At 72.0% G+C, this 16,805-nt stretch carries 21 protein-coding genes; 12 read left to right on the top strand and 9 right to left on the bottom strand.

Going from position 1 to position 16,805, the window contains the following annotated elements:
• The first annotated feature begins 1 nt into the window (after position 1).
• The 9 genes from lnt to F563_RS0117045 all read left to right on the top strand — a co-directional run bounded on the left by lnt (position 2) and on the right by F563_RS0117045 (position 5,938).
• The gene (lnt, locus tag F563_RS0117085; RefSeq protein WP_156825235.1) at positions 2-1,558 is read left to right on the top strand and encodes an apolipoprotein N-acyltransferase; all 1,557 of its coding nucleotides are present in this window, start codon (positions 2-4) and stop codon (positions 1,556-1,558) included.
• Positions 1,555-2,277 carry a cytochrome c biogenesis CcdA family protein gene (locus F563_RS0117080; protein ID WP_019015908.1) on the top strand — a complete coding sequence of 241 codons (723 nt, stop codon included), beginning with the start codon at positions 1,555-1,557 and terminating at the stop codon, positions 2,275-2,277. The genes lnt and F563_RS0117080 overlap by 4 nt, the downstream gene beginning before the upstream one ends.
• Before the next feature lie 85 nt (positions 2,278-2,362).
• Positions 2,363-2,830, top strand: coding sequence for a signal peptidase II (gene lspA, locus F563_RS0117075; protein ID WP_245557153.1), 468 nt, complete (start codon positions 2,363-2,365; stop codon positions 2,828-2,830).
• On the top strand, positions 2,827-3,498 hold the full coding sequence (locus F563_RS0117070; protein WP_019015906.1) for a DsbA family protein: 672 nt from the start codon (positions 2,827-2,829) through the stop codon (positions 3,496-3,498). Before lspA ends, F563_RS0117070 begins: the two co-directional genes overlap by 4 nt.
• 47 nt (positions 3,499-3,545) lie before the next feature.
• Positions 3,546-4,037, top strand: coding sequence for a M23 family metallopeptidase (locus tag F563_RS23055; RefSeq protein ID WP_019015905.1), 492 nt, complete (start codon positions 3,546-3,548; stop codon positions 4,035-4,037).
• Positions 4,034-4,360, top strand: coding sequence for a YnfA family protein (locus F563_RS0117060; protein WP_019015904.1), 327 nt, complete (start codon positions 4,034-4,036; stop codon positions 4,358-4,360). The genes F563_RS23055 and F563_RS0117060 overlap by 4 nt, the downstream gene beginning before the upstream one ends.
• Positions 4,357-4,749 (top strand): DUF2946 family protein, encoded by a 393-nt coding sequence (locus tag F563_RS0117055; RefSeq protein WP_019015903.1) that lies wholly within the window; start codon positions 4,357-4,359, stop codon positions 4,747-4,749. The genes F563_RS0117060 and F563_RS0117055 overlap by 4 nt, the downstream gene beginning before the upstream one ends.
• A gap of 58 nt (positions 4,750-4,807) precedes the next feature.
• Positions 4,808-5,302 carry a copper chaperone PCu(A)C gene (locus F563_RS0117050; protein WP_019015902.1) on the top strand — a complete coding sequence of 165 codons (495 nt, stop codon included), beginning with the start codon at positions 4,808-4,810 and terminating at the stop codon, positions 5,300-5,302.
• A 9-nt stretch (positions 5,303-5,311) separates the two neighbouring features.
• Positions 5,312-5,938, top strand: coding sequence for an SCO family protein (locus F563_RS0117045; protein ID WP_019015901.1), 627 nt, complete (start codon positions 5,312-5,314; stop codon positions 5,936-5,938).
• A 50-nt stretch (positions 5,939-5,988) separates the two neighbouring features.
• On the opposite strand, the gene F563_RS0117040 is transcribed toward F563_RS0117045, so the two are convergent.
• From F563_RS0117040 to F563_RS0117005, 8 genes are all read right to left on the bottom strand, one after another.
• Positions 5,989-7,821 carry a hypothetical protein gene (locus tag F563_RS0117040; protein ID WP_019015900.1) on the bottom strand — a complete coding sequence of 611 codons (1,833 nt, stop codon included), beginning with the start codon at positions 7,819-7,821 and terminating at the stop codon, positions 5,989-5,991.
• Positions 7,822-7,829: 8 nt separating this feature from the next.
• Complete coding sequence (locus tag F563_RS0117035; protein WP_019015899.1) at positions 7,830-9,830, bottom strand: phage tail protein; 2,001 nt, start codon at positions 9,828-9,830, stop codon at positions 7,830-7,832.
• Positions 9,830-10,183: a DUF6950 family protein gene (locus F563_RS0117030; RefSeq protein WP_019015898.1), complete on the bottom strand. Its 354-nt coding sequence runs from the start codon at positions 10,181-10,183 to the stop codon at positions 9,830-9,832. The genes F563_RS0117035 and F563_RS0117030 overlap by 1 nt, the downstream gene beginning before the upstream one ends.
• A complete protein-coding gene (locus tag F563_RS0117025; protein ID WP_019015897.1) occupies positions 10,180-10,755 on the bottom strand; it encodes a hypothetical protein in 576 nt (191 codons plus the stop codon). The genes F563_RS0117030 and F563_RS0117025 overlap by 4 nt, the downstream gene beginning before the upstream one ends.
• The gene (locus F563_RS0117020; RefSeq protein ID WP_019015896.1) at positions 10,755-11,441 is read right to left on the bottom strand and encodes a hypothetical protein; all 687 of its coding nucleotides are present in this window, start codon (positions 11,439-11,441) and stop codon (positions 10,755-10,757) included. Before F563_RS0117020 ends, F563_RS0117025 begins: the two co-directional genes overlap by 1 nt.
• Positions 11,438-13,606, bottom strand: a complete 2,169-nt coding sequence (locus F563_RS0117015) for a tape measure protein (RefSeq protein WP_019015895.1) — start codon at positions 13,604-13,606, stop codon at positions 11,438-11,440. Before F563_RS0117015 ends, F563_RS0117020 begins: the two co-directional genes overlap by 4 nt.
• A 1-nt stretch (position 13,607) precedes the next feature.
• Positions 13,608-13,757, bottom strand: a complete 150-nt coding sequence (locus tag F563_RS25250) for a hypothetical protein (RefSeq protein ID WP_019015894.1) — start codon at positions 13,755-13,757, stop codon at positions 13,608-13,610.
• A 164-nt stretch (positions 13,758-13,921) separates the two neighbouring features.
• The gene (locus F563_RS0117005; RefSeq protein ID WP_019015893.1) at positions 13,922-14,299 is read right to left on the bottom strand and encodes a hypothetical protein; all 378 of its coding nucleotides are present in this window, start codon (positions 14,297-14,299) and stop codon (positions 13,922-13,924) included.
• A gap of 75 nt (positions 14,300-14,374) precedes the next feature.
• On the opposite strand from F563_RS0117005, the gene F563_RS0117000 reads away from it, so the two are divergent.
• From F563_RS0117000 to F563_RS0116995, 3 genes are all read left to right on the top strand, one after another.
• Positions 14,375-14,638 carry a type II toxin-antitoxin system ParD family antitoxin gene (locus tag F563_RS0117000; RefSeq protein ID WP_019015892.1) on the top strand — a complete coding sequence of 88 codons (264 nt, stop codon included), beginning with the start codon at positions 14,375-14,377 and terminating at the stop codon, positions 14,636-14,638.
• Complete coding sequence (locus F563_RS24550) at positions 14,635-14,967, top strand: type II toxin-antitoxin system RelE/ParE family toxin (RefSeq protein WP_342662339.1); 333 nt, start codon at positions 14,635-14,637, stop codon at positions 14,965-14,967. Before F563_RS0117000 ends, F563_RS24550 begins: the two co-directional genes overlap by 4 nt.
• A gap of 64 nt (positions 14,968-15,031) precedes the next feature.
• A complete protein-coding gene (locus F563_RS0116995) occupies positions 15,032-15,841 on the top strand; it encodes a hypothetical protein (RefSeq protein ID WP_019015890.1) in 810 nt (269 codons plus the stop codon).
• 5 nt (positions 15,842-15,846) lie between these two features.
• Here F563_RS0116995 and F563_RS0116990 read toward each other — a convergent pair whose 3' ends face one another.
• Entirely contained in the window at positions 15,847-16,803 is a 957-nt protein-coding gene (locus F563_RS0116990) for a phage tail tube protein (protein WP_019015889.1), read from the bottom strand.
• Positions 16,804-16,805: the final 2 nt, after the last annotated feature.

The raw sequence follows: 16,805 nt of genomic DNA, 5'->3' as shown, positions 1-16,805 counted from the left end.
CATGGCTAAACTGGCTATCGGGCAGGCCGACGCCGCGCAGCCAACGCAGGTGGGCGCTGCCGTGTGGTTGCTGGCCCCGACCCTCGGAGCCGTCCAGGCGCTCGCCGTCGCCCCGCTGCATGTGACGATGGCGCTGCCGATCGCTTTCGGCGGCTTGTTCCTGCTGCTGGAGCGGACTCGGTCGCTGCGCGGGGCCTTCGCGCTCGGCTGGCTGTTCGGCGTCGGATCGTTCCTCGTCGGCCTATCCTGGATCACCGAGGCCTTCGCCGTGGATGCGGAACGCTTCGGTGCCCTCGCCTGGCCGGCGCTGGCCGCGCTGTCGCTGGGGCTGGGGCTGTTCCCAGCGCTGTCGCTGCTTGTCGCGCGGCTGCTGTCCGGCGATCGCGGCGGCGTGGCGCTAGCCGCCGCGCTGGTTGCTTCATGGGTGGCCGGCGAATGGCTGCGCGGCGTCGTGTTGACGGGCTTCCCCTGGAACATCGCCGGCTATGCGCTGGGCGTGTCGGACGCACTGCTCCAGGTCACCGCGCTCATCGGCATCCACGGGGCCGGGCTGCTGACCGTCGCGGTCGGCATCCTGCCCGCGCTGGCCATCCGCGAACGGCGGATCTGGCCGGCGGCGCTGGCTGGTGTGCTGCTGGCAGGCGCTTGGGGGTATGGCACGCTGCGGCTGGCCGCCGTCGCGCCCGAACCTGTGGCTGGCGTGCGCCTGCGCATCGTTCAGCCGAACATCGCGCAGGACCTGAAATGGGCGGCGGGCGAGCGCGAGGCGATCCTCACAAGCCTGCTGTCGCTGAGCACGCGGGCGGCCGAGGGCACGGCGCCGCCAACCCACGTCATCTGGCCGGAATCGGCGGTGCCCTACCTGATCGCGGAAGACGCGACGATCCGGGCCCGCCTTGCCGCCGTGGTCCCGCCGGATGGCGCGCTGCTGACGGGCGCGGTGCGCCGCACCGACGCAGAAGATGGCCGGCCGGCGCTGCTCAACAGCATCGTCGCACTCGATGCAGGCGGCCAGATCACCGCTGCTTACGACAAGGTCCGCCTGGTCCCCTTCGGCGAGTACCAGCCGCTGCGGCGCATTCTCGCGGCGCTGCCAAAGCTGACGGTTGGCGAGGTGGATTTCATCCCTGGCGAACCGCGCCGCGCGATAACGGTCGCCGGCCTGCCGCCGGTCTGGCCGTTGATTTGCTACGAGGCAATCTTCCCGGAGCGGCCCCCGGCCGGGCAGGACGCGCCGGGCTGGATACTGACCGTGACCAACGACGCCTGGTTCGGAACCTCCTGGGGCCCGTACCAGCATGCGCTGGCCGCCCGGGTGCGCGGCATCGAACTCGGCCTGCCGGTGGTGCGCGCGGCGAACAGCGGCATCTCCTTCGTCACCGATGCGCATGGGCGGGAGGTCGCGCGGCTGTCGCTCGCCATTGCCGGGGTGCTGGATGTAGCGCTGCCGGCTGCTGCCGCTGGTGGCACGCCCTATGCTCGCTGGAGGGATGGGCCCTTCGCGCTCGCAGCGCTGCTGCTGGCCGCGGCCTCCCTCGCGCTGCGGAGGCGGAGGTGACGCTCGAACTGAGCCTGTTCGGCCTCGTCCTGGCCTTCGGTGGCGGGTTGGTCTCGTTCCTCTCGCCCTGCGTCCTGCCACTGGTGCCGGGCTATGTCGCCTGGGTTGCCGGCACCGACCTCGCGACGGCACGCGCCGAACGCTGGCGTGCGCTGCGCCTGTCGGCCTTCTTCGTGTTTGGCTTCGGCCTGGTCTTCGTGCTGCTCGGCCTGGGGGCGACGGCGATCGGCGGTCTGCTGCGCCGCTGGTCCTACGAACTCACCATGGTGGCGGGCGGCTTGATCGCGCTGATGGGCCTCGTGCAGATGGGCCTGCTGCGCGCGGCGCCGCTGATGCGCGACCTGCGCTTCCGCCCGCCCTCTGAAGGTGGCGGACCGGTGTCAGCGACGCTGATCGGCATTGCCTTCGGCTTCGGCTGGACGCCATGCATCGGGCCGGTGCTGGCGGGCGTGCTGGCTGCGGCTGCGTTGACGCCCGGGTCGGGTGCTGGGCTGCTCGCGGCCTATGCGCTGGGGCTTGGCGTGCCCTTCCTGCTCGCGGCCTTCTACCTGCCGGCGGCGATGGCCCGCGCGCGGCGTCTCGGACGGCTCGGGCGAATCCTGCAGGTCGGAAGCGGCTCGATCATGGTGGCGGCCGGCGTCGCGATCGCCACCGGCGAGATGACCCGGCTCGCGATCTGGATCCTGCAGGCATTCCCGTGGCTCGCGAGGCTCGGCTGATGACGTCGGCAAGGATGAGGCTGCATGCGCGGCGCGGTGCAACGGTAGGGGATACGCGGTGAGGCGATCGGGTGTCATGGCGGCGATGCTCGCCGCGGCGATCGACCAGGCCACCAAGGCCTGGGCCCTGGACGCGCTGTGGCCGCCCTACAGCGAGGGGATCACGCTGCTGCCGGTGCTCGACCTGCGCCTTGGCTTCAACACCGGCGTGACCTTCGGGATGTTCGCGGAGAGCGCCGCCGGCGCGGCCTGGCTGCTCGTGCTGATCAAGCTCGGCGTCGTCGCCTTCCTCGGCCACTGGCTGTGGCGCAGCACGCTTCGGCTCGAAAGCGCAGCGCTCGGCCTGATCATCGGCGGCGCGATGGGCAACATCGCCGACCGGCTGCGCCTTGGCGCCGTCGTCGACTTCATCGACGCGCATTACGCGGGCTGGCACTGGCCGACCTTCAATATGGCGGACGTCGCGATCGTCTGCGGCGTCACCACGCTGATCCTGGTCAGCCTGCGGCCCGCCCCCATCCTTGCCAAGCCAACCGGGAGCAACGAACCATGAGGACACCATCCTCGCGCCGCACGGCGCTGCTCGCCCTGCCTGCGACCCTCGCGGCCGCCGCCGCCACGGCGCAGCAGCAGCCCGCGCAGCAATGGGAAGTGACCGCGCCCGGCCCCGAAACGCCGCGGCCGCTGCCCGGCGAGCGCGCCATCGGCCGCGCCGATGCGCCGGTCACGGTCATCGAGTTCCACTCGCTGACCTGCGGCAATTGCGCGCGCTTCCACACCGAGATCTTCCCGCGCATCAAGGCGGCCTTCATCGACCCCGGCCTGGTGCGCTTCCTGCTGCGCGACTTCCCGTTGGACCGCATTGCGCTCGATGCCGCGGCCATGGTCCATTGCGGCGGCACGGAGCGCTACGAGGCGCTGCTGGCGACGCTCTACTCCAACAAAGAGGCCTGGGCGCACAGCCCCGACGCGCGCGCCTGGCTGCGTCGAACGGGCACCCTCGCGGGCATCCCGGCGGCACGGATCGAGGCCTGCTGGAGTGATCGCGGCTTCACCGATCCGATCGTGCTGTCCCGGCTCGAGGCTACGCGCGACTTCAACGTGAACGCGACGCCGTCCTTCATCATCGGTGGGCGCCTTTATCCGGGTGTGCTGGCCTTCGATCGGTTTGCGGAGCTGGTCCGCCCGCTGCTCCCGCCCGGCGCGGCACCCCGCGGATAAGGCGGTCCGGGGTTGCCCCCCTGAGCCGCCTGAGGCACAGCGCGCCCATGGTTCTGAAGCGCATACCCCTTGCCGCGGCCCTGGTCGCGCTGCCGGGCGCCGTGATCGCCGCCCCCTGTCCGGTCGCGATGCCGGTCGCCGGCGAGTTCTCCTCCGGCTTCGGCCCGCGCCACGGCCGGCCGCATCCCGGCGTGGACATCCGCGCGCCGGTCGGCACGCCGGTGACGGCGGCCGCGCCCGGCGTCGTGGTCTTCGCCGGCCGCTACTTCGACTACGGCCTGATGGTCGAGATCGAGCACCCTGACGGCTCGCGCGCGCGTTACGCCCATCTCGCGCGCTTCGCGCCGGGCATCGCTGCGGGCGCGACGGTGCGGGCGGCGCAGGACATCGGCGTTGTCGGACGCACGGGGCGCACCACGGGGGCGAACCTGCACATCGAACTCCGCCGCGGGGGCAGGCCCGAGAATCCCTGGCCCTGGCTGACGCGAGGCGCCTGCACGCCCTGGACCGAGGTCGCCGAGGCCCGCCCGGCGCGATGAAGACGCTCGCGATCTACGTCGCGGCAGCCGCGGCCGAGATCGCCGGCTGCTACGCGATCTGGACATGGTGGCGGCTCGGTGGATCGATCGCCTGGGGCGCGGCCGGCGTGGTCTCGCTGGCGCTGTTCGGCTGGCTGCTTTCGCTGACGGATGTCGAGAGCGCCGGCAGGGCCTTTGCGATCTATGGCGGCATCTATATCGCGGCGTCGCTGGTCTGGTTGCGGGTCGTGGAGGGTGTTTCGCCCGATCGCTGGGACCTCATCGGCGGCGCTGTCTGCGTTCTCGGTGCACTGATCATCCTATACGGACCGCGCCAGGCATGAGGCGCGTCCGGGCGGAACTGCGCGGGCCGATCTCGGCGCTGGTGCTGCTCGGCATCATCGCCCGTCTGTTGCTGCCGCTGCCGGCGTTCGCGGCGGCGGAGCGGGCGGCCTTCGACGTGCTGCTGCGGTCGGCGCTCTGCCTGCCCTCGGGGCAATCCGGCCCGGTCGAAGACGAGCAGTCTCCTCACGCGGCGCCGGCCGGGCATTGCCCGCTGTGCCGCCTGCCTGAGGGTGCGTGGTCGACACCGCCAGCCGACGTCGTTCTGAACGAGCACGCCTGGCTGGCCCTCGAACAGGCCCGTCCGCCTGTTGGACAACGTCGTCTCGTGCCGCCGTTCCGTGGTCCGCCGCCGGCACGCGCACCCCCGACACCTCCGACCATCGGCTGATCCTCGTCGCCGACGCCCCGCGTCGGCTGGCATCCATTCCGATTCGGAGTTGTCCGTCATGCGTCGCACCTTCCTGCGCGCGACCCTCGTGGTCGGCGCGAACCTCGCCGCTTCCGCATTGTCCTTCACACCCGCTGCTGCGCACGATTTCCGGGCGGCCGACCTGCATATCGGCCATCCCTGGACGCGGGCGGTGGCTCCCCGAGCCCCGACCGCGGCGGGCTACATGACCATCCGCAATGCCGGCAGCGCTCCCGATCGCCTCCTAGGTGCCGAGACGCCCCAGGCGGGCAAGGTCGAGTTGCACGAGATGTCCATGACGGATGGCATCATGCGCATGCGCCCGGTCCCCGGCGGCATCGCCCTGCCTCCGGGGCAAGAGGTCCGCCTCGCGCCAGGTGGCCTGCACCTGATGCTGATCGGCCCGCAGGGGGGCTTCGCCCAAGGGGCGCGCGTGCCGCTGACGCTGGTGTTCGAGCGGGCCGGGCGCGTCGAGGTTGAACTGGCGGTCGAGGCGGCCGGCGCACGCGGTTCCGGCCATGACGGGCACTGAGGGCGTGCCATGAAGCTGCTGCGCATCGTGCGCTGGCTCGCCTGGGGCGCCGTCGCCGCCGTCGGCTTCGCGCTGGTGGCGACCACGGGCGGCTGGCTGGTGACAGATGGCCCGTTGGCGCCGGAACGCGTCGCGACGGGCCCGTCGAGCCTTGCGATCGGCGGTCCGTTCCGACTGACCGATCACCGTGGCCGCGCCGTGACCGAGCAGGATTTCCGTGGCCGGCCCGTGGCGATCTTCTTCGGATTCACCCACTGCCCCGATGTCTGCCCGACCACGCTGAGCGAGATGACGGGCTTCATCGAGGCGATGGGCGCCGAAGCGGACCGGATTCACTGGCTGTTCGTCAGCGTGGACAGCGAGCGCGACACGCCCGAGGCGATGGCCGGCTACCTCGAGGCCTTCGACCGACGGATCACGGGCCTGTCGGGGACCGAGGCGCAGATCGCCGAGGTCGCGCGTGCCTTCCGCGTCTACTACCGGCGCGTTTCGCTGGAAGGTGGCGGCTACACGATGGACCATTCGGCCAGCATCTTCCTGCTGGACGCCGAGGGGCGGTTTGCCGGGACGGTCGACTACAAGGAGAGCGAGCGGGTTGCGCTGGAGAAGCTGCGGATGTTGGTGCGGCGACGCTGAAGCGGCGAGTTGTCTGGGATCGCCTTGGCACCCCCCCCCCCCGCTCGGCCTCACGGCACCCTTCGCTTCGTCACCTGCACCGCGAGCGGCGCCGCGGCGAGGTCCACCGTCGACGCGCTGACGTTCCGCGCCGTGACGCGCACGCTGTTATTGGACCACACGTGGCAGTCCAGCACGAAGGCGATGCTGCTGGTGTCGAGCGACGCGTCGGCAAAGTCGCCCCGTCGCGCGCCAGGCACCGTGACGTCGACATTCGCCGTCGCGCCGGGGCCAAGGCTCGGCAGGTCCCAGCTGGTCTCCAGCGCCAGCGTCCGCGTCCCGGCCGGCAGCGAGGGGCAGGCGTAGAGGATCGCCGGACCATCCTCCGGCAGGCCGTAGAGCCGCAGCGCCTCGAGCTCGATCTGCCCATCGAAGCCGATGATGCCGATCTGCGCGAAGGCGACGCCCGCGCCGAGCCGTACCGTTTGCCGCCGGTTCAGCGAGCTGTCCTGCATGACAGCGCCCGCTTGCCAGCTCTTCGAGGCGGTGTCCCACTGCATGGTGGTGCCCGAGGCCAGCACGTCCTGCGGCTGGTTCTCCCGCACCGTGCCCGCGCCGTCGAAGCAGCGCACGCAGAGCCGCCCGCCATCGGCGCCGCCGACCAGCCAGTGCGCGAGCGCGAATTCCTTCGCGTGCGTGGTCTGCACCACGAAGGCGACGCCGCGGTTGGCGTTCAGCAGCAGCCCCCGCCCGGTCGCGGCAATGCCGTCCAGCCCGTTCCAGGACAGCGCCACCATCGTGGTCTCGGTCGTCGTCGAGGTCGCGATGATGCAGGCGCCCTCCACGCCGATCTCGGTGTTGCTGTGGCGGAATGCGGCGGCGCGCAGGTTCGGGATGTTGGCCAGCAGCCGGGTCAGCCGCGACGCCGGCGCGCGGTGGCGGTTGTAGACGGCGTTGCCGGCGCGGGTCGCCGTCGCGGTGTAGTCGATACCGATGGCGTAGGTCTGCGCCCAGGCCACCTCGTACTCGCAGTCCGTGGCTGCCCCAGTATGCCGCGCCGCGATCGGCGAGCAGGCCTCCATGCGCATGCCCCGCGCGATGATCGCCGTCCCGCTGGTCTCGTTCAGGAAGGGGATGGCGACGTTCGGGTCGAGCTGGCGCAGCTCGAAGTTCGGCCCGTCGAAGATGTGGCGGTTGTGGTTGTTGTAGGCTCCGGCCTGGCGCGAGAAGCGCACGCCGTAGCGGTCGAGGGTGGGGTTGATCCCGGTCGCGCAGGCGAAGTGGCCGCCATAGTAGCGGATCGAGGTGTTCCAGGCCGTGGCGGTGGCGCAGTGCGCGTCGAGCCCGTAGCGGTTGTTCAGAATGCGCCCGAGGATCAGCGTGGTGTCCTCGAAGCCGCGGCCGTCGCCGAGCGTCCGCAGCCCGATCGTGAAGCCCGAGACCAGGCGGAGGTCGAGCAGCGAGGAGTCGAGGTTGCGGGCGAGGATGCCGATGTCGGCTTCGCTGGCCCAGTCGGACTGGATCTGCCGCGTGACCTGCAGGTTGAAGTAGAGCTTCTCGCTATTGCGGGTGGTGCCGCCTTCGCCGAGCGTCAGCACGGTCGCCGGCGCGTTGGCGGCGCCGGTGTACTGGATCACCCCCTGCATGATCAGGCCGCGGGCGCCGCCGCCGAGCGTCACGCCGGCATCGACGTTCCAGGTGCCGGGCGGGATCACGGCGAACTTCCCGTCCGCCGCGGCGCGGTCGAAGGAGGCCTGGATGGCGGCGCGGTCGTTCGCGGCGCCATCGCCAAGGCCGCCGAAGTCGCGCGGCAGCACCGCCTCGCGGTCGCGCAGGTACTTCGCCAGGTCGGTCTTGGAGATGTTCTGGCCGAGGACCATCAGGTCGTCGATGCGGGCGGCCATGTCGCCTCCTACAGCGCGGTCGCAGTGACGGGCCCGACGAGGGCCGAGACGTTGCCCTCGGCGGAGACGGCGCGGAGCCAGTACCAGCGGGCCTGGCCGGCGGTGAGGCCGGTGCGGTCCCAGGGCAGCGTGGTGGGCTCCGTCGCGAGCTTCACGGCGGCGGCGAGGCTGGCGCTGCTGGCCTCGAAGACCTGCAGCCGCACGGCGTCGGCCGGGAAGCCGCCCGACAGCCGCACGCCGCCGGTGATGCCGAGCGCGGCGGGCGCAGTGACGGCGCCGGGGATGGCTGCCTCCCGCCAGCCCGACACTGCCCCGCTGCGCGCCACCGCGCGCGCCCGGAAGGCAGTTGGCTCGGCGGTGGGGATCGAGGCTGCGGTCGCACCAAGGGCGCCGCCGTAGCCCTGCCAGGTGGCGACGGAGGCGGGGCGGAACTCGAGTTCGTAGCCCGCCAGGTAGGCGCTGCCGACCGCGGACCAGGAGACACCGAGGGTGGCGAAGGCGCTGCCGGTCGGCGTTTCGACGGTGATGCTGGCGGGCGCGGCGATCACCCCCGGGTTCGGCAGCACCACGGAGGGGCTGTCGCCGGCGGCGCGCTCGTCCACCGCCGGGTTCCAGTCCCACACCGCCGGGTCCTCCTCGGACAGGGTGAGGTCGACACCGCCATCCGGCGACAGCCGCCAGCCGGTGACCCGCGCCGGGAAGGCCCCAACCCGGTCGAGGGCGACGGTCACCCCGTCCCAGGGCCGCAGCCGCAGCGCCGAGAGGTTGGCCGGGAACGCCACCTCGCGCTGGCGGCGGATGCGCTCCAGCTCGGCCTTCATCAACCGCTGTACGGTCGCCACCGAGGTGGTCAGCGGGTACTCGAGGTCACGATAGATCTGCTCGCCGCCATCCTCGGCGACGTAGTTCGAGGCGAGCAGCGGCGGCGCGTCGGTCGGCTGCCAGTTCTTCGCCGGGTCGACGTAGACGGCCCGCACCCCGTTGAAGAGGTCCCGCCGCGGCCGGCTGCCCTGGATGGTGACGTCGCCGCGCAGGTCGTCCGAGGTGAGCGTCGCCGCCGGCAGTGCCGGCCCTCCAGCATGGATGAAGAACCGCCCGCCCGAGACCACCAGCGCGCCGGCCATGGCGGCGACCAGCTTGCGGGTGATGGCGATCTTGCCCTCGCCGAGCGAGACGCGGCCGTTGACGGTGTAGCGCCGCTCGGTGACGCCGGGCCGGGTGCCGATCAGCTCGTCGCAGATGTTGGCCGCGGCGATCAGGGCGGGGATGTCGATGTCGTCCCAGGACGCCTTCCAGCCGAAGGGCGCGGTCAGGTACCAGGCGAGGCAGAGCGCCGGGTTGTCGGACCAGCCGTTGGCCCCCGTCCGCGGGTCGAGGATCGTGTCGGCGCCCTCGACAAGGGCCGCGATGTTCGGCGGGCCGGAGGGGAAGGCCTCGGCGGTGATCTTGAGGCGGACGGCGACATAGGCGCGGCCTCGGCCGCGATGCTCGGCCGTCCATTTGCCGCCGGTTTCGGCGATCAGGTTGGCGTTCGCGGCTTGGTCGGGATCGCCGAGGTGGCGGTCGATCCGCACCAGGCCGGCGAACTTCGCGTCGGTCGCCAGCGTGTCGCCGAGCCAGACCTCGCCGATGGCGCGGAGGCGGTGTGCGGCGAGGACGACGACCGCGTAGAACCAGCCATCGGCGCGGCCGGTGTCGTCGGTGGCCGAGTGGATGAAGACGATCGGCCCGCCGACCTTGCAGCGGCCGAAGACGATCTGGTGCTCGGTGATCGGCTGGCGGAAGGACTGCGTTCGGCCGGCGCCAGGCGCGGTGGGGTCGTCCCCCGGGCGGAGCGCGGCGGAGGACGTCGGAGCGGTTGGCCGCTTGGCGGGGAAGACCGAGGCGCCGATCGTCGAGACCACGAAGGCCGCGCCGGCGCCGACGATCGCGCCGATGATGCCGCCGCCCACGGCGGCCGAGGCGACGCCGCCCGCGACGACGGCGATCAGGGGAACGGCAGCGGGCATCAGCCGATCCTCCAGGCGATGGTGCAGAGGGTGATCGGCGCGCGCAGCAGCCCGCGCGGCCCGACAAAGGCGACGCGGCCGGCGTCGAGCACCACGCCGAGGCGATCGGGATTGGGCGCGAGGACGACGTCGCCCATGCGGGCCCGCAGCGGCGCCACGCGCGGGAAGCCGGCGCTGTCGGCGGAGGCGGCCAGATCGGGCAAGACCCGAAAGGCTGGCCTCCCCCCTGTCACCGCCTCGACCGCCGCCAGCGCGAACCGCCCACAGTTCCAGCGATGGGCGTCGAAGGCGCGCATCTCCACCACCGACAGCAGGGCTGCCAGCCGTACCGCCCAGTCTGGCCGCCGCGTCACTGCGCGGGCAGCCGGATCTCCGCCTCCTGCAGGGCGGGGACGTATTCGAAGAAGCGGTCGCCCGGATACTCGGCCTGCTGGTCGGCGTCGGTGTAGCGCCGCACCTCGGCGCGCTCGAGGTCCACGAGGCGGCTCTCGCAGGTGAGCGCGACGCGCGGCTCGGCGCCGTCCGTCACCTCCATCGTGTCCATCAGCCCCGCCCAGAGCGGGAACGGGTCCGCGACGAAGGCGCCCTCGGCGTCGAGCAGCGCGCCCCACAGCCGGGCCGGGCGCAGCCGGAAGCTCCGCTCGGCCAGCGCGATGTCCACCACCTCCTGTGGCACCGGTGAGAGCGCGAGCGTCAGCCGCACGGCGCGCAGCTCGACCGTCTCCTCGACTTCGCCGACCGCGCCGATCGAGCCGACGCCCTCGAACACCTTCCCCGCCCAGTTGAGTTGGCCGAGCCCTGTCCAGGCGCGGAAGGCGCCGGAGGCAAAGTCGAGCTCGACCAGCACGACGGGGGCGGCGACCGGCGAGGTAGCGGAGGAAGCCGCATGCGGCGACAGCCGCGGCGTGCCGTGGGTGTCGGACACTACAGCGCCTCCTCGAGGCGGATGGTGATCGCCGTGAAGCGCCCCGGCCGGGTCGGGTTGGCGGCGTCGTCGTCAGAGACCAGGCGCATGGCGACGGTGGGCCTGGTGAGGACCAGCGGCTGGTTGATCAGCAGTGCCTCGCGCAGCGGCGGCGCGATCGGGATGGTCGCCGTGCCAGCGCCCGAGGCGGTGACCGTCTCCGTGGCGATGTAGAGCCGCCCCGCCAGGCCGATCAGGTCGCCGGCACCGACTGCGACGCCGTTCGGCCACCAGCCCTGGGTCTGGATCGCCAGCGCCCCGCGCGGCGCGCCCGCCGCCAGCGCGGGATTGCCGGAGCCCACCACGAAGCCGGTGCCGTCGGTGAAGATGGTGGCGTCGGAGTAGGAGAACGGCCCGCTCGGCACATCGCCCTGGCTGCGCGGGTCGCCGGTGCGGAACTCGCGCCGCCAGTCCCAGATCCGGACCGTGTTCACCGAGCCGGCGAGCGCGGCGAGCAGACCTTCGAGCAGGCCGGCGCGGACGCGATCGAGCGGATCGAAGGTCGCCTGGGCGACCCAGCGCGCGCCCTCGCGCCGCAGCACTTGGGTGCCGCGGGTGACCGGCGAGACGAAGCGCGTGGTGTTGTGCTGCAGGTAGAAAGTCAGCCGCGTCGGACGCAGCGCCTCGGGCCAGGCGTATTCGGTCATCCGCGCACCGTCTCGTAGGCGCTGCCGCCGCGGCGGATGGCATCGAGCGTCATGGCCGAGGCCTGCCGCGCGATCTGCCCGGCGAGCAGCCGCAGCCGCGCCTCGACGCCGGCGTCTGCGCCGCGCGCGTCGATGTTGATGGTCTGCTGGATGACCGGCCCGCCCGGCGCCATGCCGTTCGGCAGCACAGTCCCCCCGCGGTCGGGCACGAACCACTCGGGCCCGCGCTCGCCGACGATGTAGGGCTGACCGGCCGCGACCGGCCCGCCCTCGGCGCGGAACAGCCCGCCGAGCCAGGAGCCGATGCCGTCGAACCAGCTGCCAGCGCCGAGGCTGGTGAGCCCGGCCGACACGGCGTTGCCCAGCGGCTCGGTGATGGTGCGGCGCGCGATGATGCGGGTAATGTCCTGCAGCAGGCCCTGCATGACCTTGGACAGCTTGTCGCCGCGCACGATCGCGTCCTCGAAGGCCGAGGAGAACGCGAAGCCCAGCTCCCGCGCCGCCTCCCGCGTGCCCTCGGTGCTGCGCTGCAGGCGGCGCTCGGCCTCCTCCAGATCCTCCAGCGCGCGCTGCGCCTCCCGCCCGATGGTCTCGTCGGGGATCGGCCGGCCGGCGCGCTCGGCGCGCTGCACCAGGTCGCCGAGCCGCTCCAGCCGGCGCTGGTAGCGCTCATAGGCGGTCTCGTTGTCCTGGATCAGCCGCTCGCGCTCGCGCAGCAGGTCGTTCAGCTGGCGCTCGGCGTCGCGCGCCTCCCGCGCGCCCTCGGTGCTGGCGCGGCGCACCGCGGCGACGCGCGGCTCCAGCCGGCGCAGCGCCTCGTCGCGCTCCTGCAGCGCCAGCGTCTCGAGGCGGGTGCGCTCGGCGGCGGTGACGCCACCGGCCGCCTCGGCCTCACGCAGCCGGCGGACGCGCTCCTCGTACTCGCGGTTGATCCGGAAGCGGTCGTCGAGGTCGCGGGTGAGCTCCTGGACGTCCTGGGTGGCGCGGCGGCGGCGAGCGTCGGCCGCGGCCTGGCCGGCGCGCTCCTGCTCCTCCAACCGGCGGTTCAGCGACTCCCGCTCGGTGGTGTCGATCTCGGCCAGGGTCGCGAAGTAGTCGCGGCGCAGCTCCTCCAGCCGCGCCCGGCTGTCCACGCCGGCCTGCTGTTCCGCGGTGCCGACCAGGCCGGGGCGGATGCTGCCGCGGCGGACCGGGGCGCGCAGGCTGTCGCGGCCGTCCCCCTCGCTCTCCAGCCGGCCGATCTGCGCCGAGAGCGCCTCGGCCTGGCGGCGCAGGCCAGCGAGGCGTTCCTCCTCGCTGCGCAGCCCGGCGCCCTGGCGGACACTGTCCACGGCGCGGGCTGCCGCCGAGAGCGCCCGGGCGAGCGCATTGGACAGGCCGATGGCGCGGTCGAGCTGGCCGAGGAAGTTCTCGGTCGCCGCCGTCAGCTGACCAAAGGCGCGGCCGAGCGACAGCGGCGCGCGGTCGAGCTCGGCGCCGAGCCGTTCGGTGGCGCGCAGCAGCGCCGGGAAGACCCGCTCGGCGGTGAGCTTGCCCTCGGAGCCGAGCTTGCGCAGCTCGCCGATCGAGACGCCGAGCTCGCGCGCGAGGCCCTCGGCCAGCAGCGGCATGGCCTCGAGGATGGAGCGCAGCTCATCGCCCTGCAGCACGCCGGAGGCCAGCGCCTGGGCGAGCTGCAGGGTCGCGCTGCTGATCTCCTGGGTGGAGGCGCCGGAGACGATAGCGACGCGCTGCAGGCCGCCGACGAGGCGCACCACCTGGTCGGAGGTGGCGCCGATCTCGCGGGCGGCGATCGAGAAGCGCTGGAAGGCGTCGACGCTCTCCGACACGGCGACGCCGGTGGAGAGCGCGTTGCGGTACAGCGCCTCATAGACCTGGCCGGCGCGCTCGACCGAGCCGGTGGCGTTCTGCAGGCGCGAGAGGCCCTGGGTGAGCGCGTCGCCGGCCTGGACCAGGGCGCGGGCGGCGACCGCCACGCCGGCGATCTGGATGCCGCGGGTGGCGACGTCGAGCAGTTCGAGGGAGCGGGAGGCGCGCTCGGCGCCGCCCTTGATCTGGTCGAGGGAGCGCTGGCCGGTTTCGCCCACCTCGCGCAGCCCGGCCTTGACCCGGGCGGCGTCGTCCAGCGAGAGGCGGACCGAGACGCGGCGGGTGGCGTCGGCCATGTCAGATCGTCTCCCCCTCGCGGCGGGCGGCGCTGCCCTCGGCCATGCCGATGCGGACCGCGAGCAGCAGTTCGGCGGCTACCCAGCCAGCAGCGCCGAGGTCGCGCGCGGCGGCGAGCGCGCCGGCGGTGTCGAGGGTCAGGCCGGCCATGGTGACGTCCGTGCAGGCGGTGCCGGCGACCCAGCAGGCGTGGCCCTGGACGCTGGTGGGCGCGTGCGCGGCGTAGGGGCAGGCGTCGGCGCAGTCGCGGCCGAGGGCGGCGCAGCCGCGGCAGTACTCGGGCCCGCGGCCGAAGTGCCAGGCGGCGCGGGCCCTCAGCCGTTTCCCTCGACGGCCACCGCGGCGACGGGCGCCGTGGCGCGGTCCCAGAACGTTGCGGCGATGTCGTCGAGGTCCATCAGGCGCTCGACCGCCTCGGGCGAGAGCGGCAGCGGCTTGCCGGCCGCGTCGCCGACCCCCTCCCAAGCGGTGACGGCGTGCCGGGCGAGCGCCTTGACCAGGAAGGCGAAGGAGAGCCCCCGGGACATGTCGTGGTCGAGGTCCGGGTCGGCGATGCGGATTGCGGCGAGGCGACGCGCGGCGGCGGCCTGCGCCGCGGCCATTACGGCGGTCGTCACGGGCCGGATCTCGACGCGGACGCCGCGCGGCAGGTCGAGCCAGTACGGCTCGGCCGGGAGGTCGAGGGTGAGCATGGTGGGTGGGCTCCGGGGGGTTGAAACAGGCCGCCGGCATGTCAAAGTCTGACATGACGATGGCGGGAGGACGGAATGCCGAATGTCAGCCTAACGCCGGAACTTGAAGGCTTCGCGGAGCGCTGCGTGGCTTCCGGTCGCTATGGCAACGTGAGCGAGGTGATGCGGGCTGCGCTTCGACTCCTGGAACAGCAGGAGGCGCGTCGCGCGGCGTTCACCGAAATGCTCGATCGCACCGAGCGCGAAGCAGACGAGAAGGGCTGGCTTACAGCGGATGAGGTAGACGCCGAACTCGGTGAGGTCATCGCCAACGCCCGGGCGGCGAGGAAGCCGCGCTGAGTCCCCGAGCCCATATCGGCGCGGCAATCCTCTCCCCCGCAGCGCGCGCCGATATCCGCGAGGCCGTCGCCTGGATCGCCCAGGACAACCCACGGGCCGCCGAGGATCTTCGGACAGCGGTACGTCGCGCAGCGAGGAGCATCGCCGAACACCCCGAGATCGGACGCCACCGTCCTGAACTGGCACCCGAGACGGTACGCTTCCTCGTGCTGCGCGGCTTTCCCTACATCCTGGTCTACCGGGCCAGCACTATTCCCCCGAGGATCCTGCGCATTCTGCACGGCGCGCGTGACCTGCCTGAGGTGCTGCAGGACCTCGATCGCGGATGAAGACGACAAGCGCTCCCCATCGGCTCCTGGTTCAGCAGTTCAACGACGGAAGGCGGCGGAGACGATGAATCTCAGCACGCGCTCCAGGATGTCCTTGATCCAATTCCTCCGGAAGATGGCGCGTCAAGATGCGGCCCTCCTCCTGATGAAGTACGGAATTGTAGCTCAAGGAGACGAAGCGCAGGCCGCCCAGGAGATCGCCGGCTCCCTTACGGAGATCGTGCTTTATGCTGATATGGCAGCGCTGTCGGATTTGGTGCAGGAGCTGGCACGCACCCACGATGCCGTGCGCAGCACCTTCCAGACGAAGTACGTGCATGACCAATGGTGGGCCGAACTCGAACGATCTCTCGCGCTCGACGGCTACGCACGTGAGCCGGGGACGCGTGGCTCATCCGCCAGCGGTTTCGTCCCAATCGATCCTGCGATGGCAGGCACATCGGCGCCCGACGATCTACTGACCTCCTTGCTTCGCGAGGCGATCCCCGACGCACCTTCGGAGCTCAGCAGGCTGATAGACCAGTCAGCGGAGGCATTCATTCGGGGAGACTGGAACGGCAGCCTAACGTCCGCTCGCGTATTCCTTCAGAATCTCGCGCGTCGGATTGCAGAGGAAAGAAATGCTGCGTGTCCGCGCTCCTTCAATCCAGCGGTCTGGGGGCAGGTCGCGGCATACCTCCGGACGTCCGGCTTCATCGATGAGCAGGAAGAGCGCGGGATCTGCGGCGCTTTTTCATTCGCATCGATCGGTGGGCACAACCTCATCGGATTGACCGAGGAGGAGTTCGCCGTGTTCGGGAGAACCATGGCGTTCCGAGCATCGTACTTCTTGCTGAAGAGGCTCCTGGGCAGCCGCGCTCTTGGAAGCGCATAGCCGCGTCACGCGTACTCCGTCCCCGCCTGCTGGTTCTTCAGCACTGCGGTCATCATGCGCGTCGCCGTGGTGTTGAAGGCGGCGCGGAACTCGAAGCTCGCCTCGACGCCCGCAGGCCCCTCGATCGGTGTCTTGGCGAGCGCCAGGTAGACCTCGTGCAGCGTGAAGGTGAGGCTGCGGTTCGCGTCGATGGTGAACGCGAAGGCGAACTCCGCCGCCGTGCCGTTCCCCGCCTGCGTCAGCAGCGTGGTGTCCGCGAAGCGGGCGGTGATCTGGCCGGTGGCGCGCGCGATGCCGGGATCCGCGCCCTCGATCTTGCGGTCGGCGCGGATGGTGCGCACCGCCTCGACGCTGTTCGAGTAGGCGAGCCGCGCGCCGGTGACCTGCGCCAGCGCGGACCCGCCGCGCGTGATCGAGCCCTGCGCCTTGTTGAAGGCGGTGTAGGCCGCCGCGACCGGCGTGCCGCCGGAGGAGGAGCCCGAGCGCGTCGAGCCCTGCGCAATGAGCTTGATCGTCGCGGTGGCAGGCCCGGTCGGGCTGAAGTCGATCTCCAACGCGTCGGCGCGGACGCCGGCGCAGACGTCGTAGCTCGGCACGTCCGGATAGCCGATCTCGATCGCCTGCGAGGGCAGCGTCGCCGCGCCGGAGGCGAAGGTGTGGGTGAAGTTCGGGTTGGTGCCGGTGGTGGTCGGCGCGCCGAGCAGGAGGCGCAGCCAGTGGCCGATGTTGATCAGGTCGACCGGCACGACGACGTCGCCCTCGACGGTGACGGTGTCGAAGAACGGCGCGGCGGGATCGCGATTGCCGCCGAGGCCGATGACGTCGGCGTCGAGCAGCGGCTGCTCGGCGCCGAGATTGCAGGAGAGGAAGGGCACGCGCCGCCAGTTGCCCCCAGGCGCGGTGCCGTAGGTGACCTCAGGGATCATGAGCAGGCGCGAGTTCGCGCCGATGGCACGGGGCATGG

It is taken from the genome of Elioraea tepidiphila DSM 17972 (genome assembly GCF_000378465.1).
Taxonomy (GTDB): Bacteria; Pseudomonadota; Alphaproteobacteria; order Acetobacterales; family Acetobacteraceae; genus Elioraea; species Elioraea tepidiphila.
The sequence above is the reverse complement of the archived record's forward strand: the minus strand, read 5'-3'. Positions and strand labels throughout refer to the sequence as shown.

What these genes read in the sequence shown, in the direction of transcription:
- lspA (WP_245557153.1), top strand. Translation starts at nt 2,363, where the DNA reads ATGCTCGCCGCGGCGATCGACCAGGCCACCAAGGCCTGGGCCCTGGAC.
- F563_RS0117015 (WP_019015895.1), bottom strand. Translation starts at nt 13,606, where the DNA reads ATGGCCGACGCCACCCGCCGCGTCTCGGTCCGCCTCTCGCTGGACGAC.
- F563_RS0116990 (WP_019015889.1), bottom strand. Translation starts at nt 16,803, where the DNA reads ATGCCCCGTGCCATCGGCGCGAACTCGCGCCTGCTCATGATCCCTGAG.
- F563_RS0117020 (WP_019015896.1), bottom strand. Translation starts at nt 11,441, where the DNA reads ATGACCGAATACGCCTGGCCCGAGGCGCTGCGTCCGACGCGGCTGACT.
- F563_RS0117060 (WP_019015904.1), top strand. Translation starts at nt 4,034, where the DNA reads ATGAAGACGCTCGCGATCTACGTCGCGGCAGCCGCGGCCGAGATCGCC.
- F563_RS0117040 (WP_019015900.1), bottom strand. Translation starts at nt 7,821, where the DNA reads ATGGCCGCCCGCATCGACGACCTGATGGTCCTCGGCCAGAACATCTCC.
- F563_RS25250 (WP_019015894.1), bottom strand. Translation starts at nt 13,757, where the DNA reads ATGGCCGGCCTGACCCTCGACACCGCCGGCGCGCTCGCCGCCGCGCGC.
- F563_RS0117055 (WP_019015903.1), top strand. Translation starts at nt 4,357, where the DNA reads ATGAGGCGCGTCCGGGCGGAACTGCGCGGGCCGATCTCGGCGCTGGTG.
- F563_RS0117045 (WP_019015901.1), top strand. Translation starts at nt 5,312, where the DNA reads ATGAAGCTGCTGCGCATCGTGCGCTGGCTCGCCTGGGGCGCCGTCGCC.
- F563_RS0116995 (WP_019015890.1), top strand. Translation starts at nt 15,032, where the DNA reads ATGAATCTCAGCACGCGCTCCAGGATGTCCTTGATCCAATTCCTCCGG.
- F563_RS0117035 (WP_019015899.1), bottom strand. Translation starts at nt 9,830, where the DNA reads ATGCCCGCTGCCGTTCCCCTGATCGCCGTCGTCGCGGGCGGCGTCGCC.
- F563_RS23055 (WP_019015905.1), top strand. Translation starts at nt 3,546, where the DNA reads ATGGTTCTGAAGCGCATACCCCTTGCCGCGGCCCTGGTCGCGCTGCCG.
- lnt (WP_156825235.1), top strand. Translation starts at nt 2, where the DNA reads ATGGCTAAACTGGCTATCGGGCAGGCCGACGCCGCGCAGCCAACGCAG.
- F563_RS0117000 (WP_019015892.1), top strand. Translation starts at nt 14,375, where the DNA reads ATGCCGAATGTCAGCCTAACGCCGGAACTTGAAGGCTTCGCGGAGCGC.
- F563_RS0117070 (WP_019015906.1), top strand. Translation starts at nt 2,827, where the DNA reads ATGAGGACACCATCCTCGCGCCGCACGGCGCTGCTCGCCCTGCCTGCG.
- F563_RS0117005 (WP_019015893.1), bottom strand. Translation starts at nt 14,299, where the DNA reads ATGCTCACCCTCGACCTCCCGGCCGAGCCGTACTGGCTCGACCTGCCG.
- F563_RS0117050 (WP_019015902.1), top strand. Translation starts at nt 4,808, where the DNA reads ATGCGTCGCACCTTCCTGCGCGCGACCCTCGTGGTCGGCGCGAACCTC.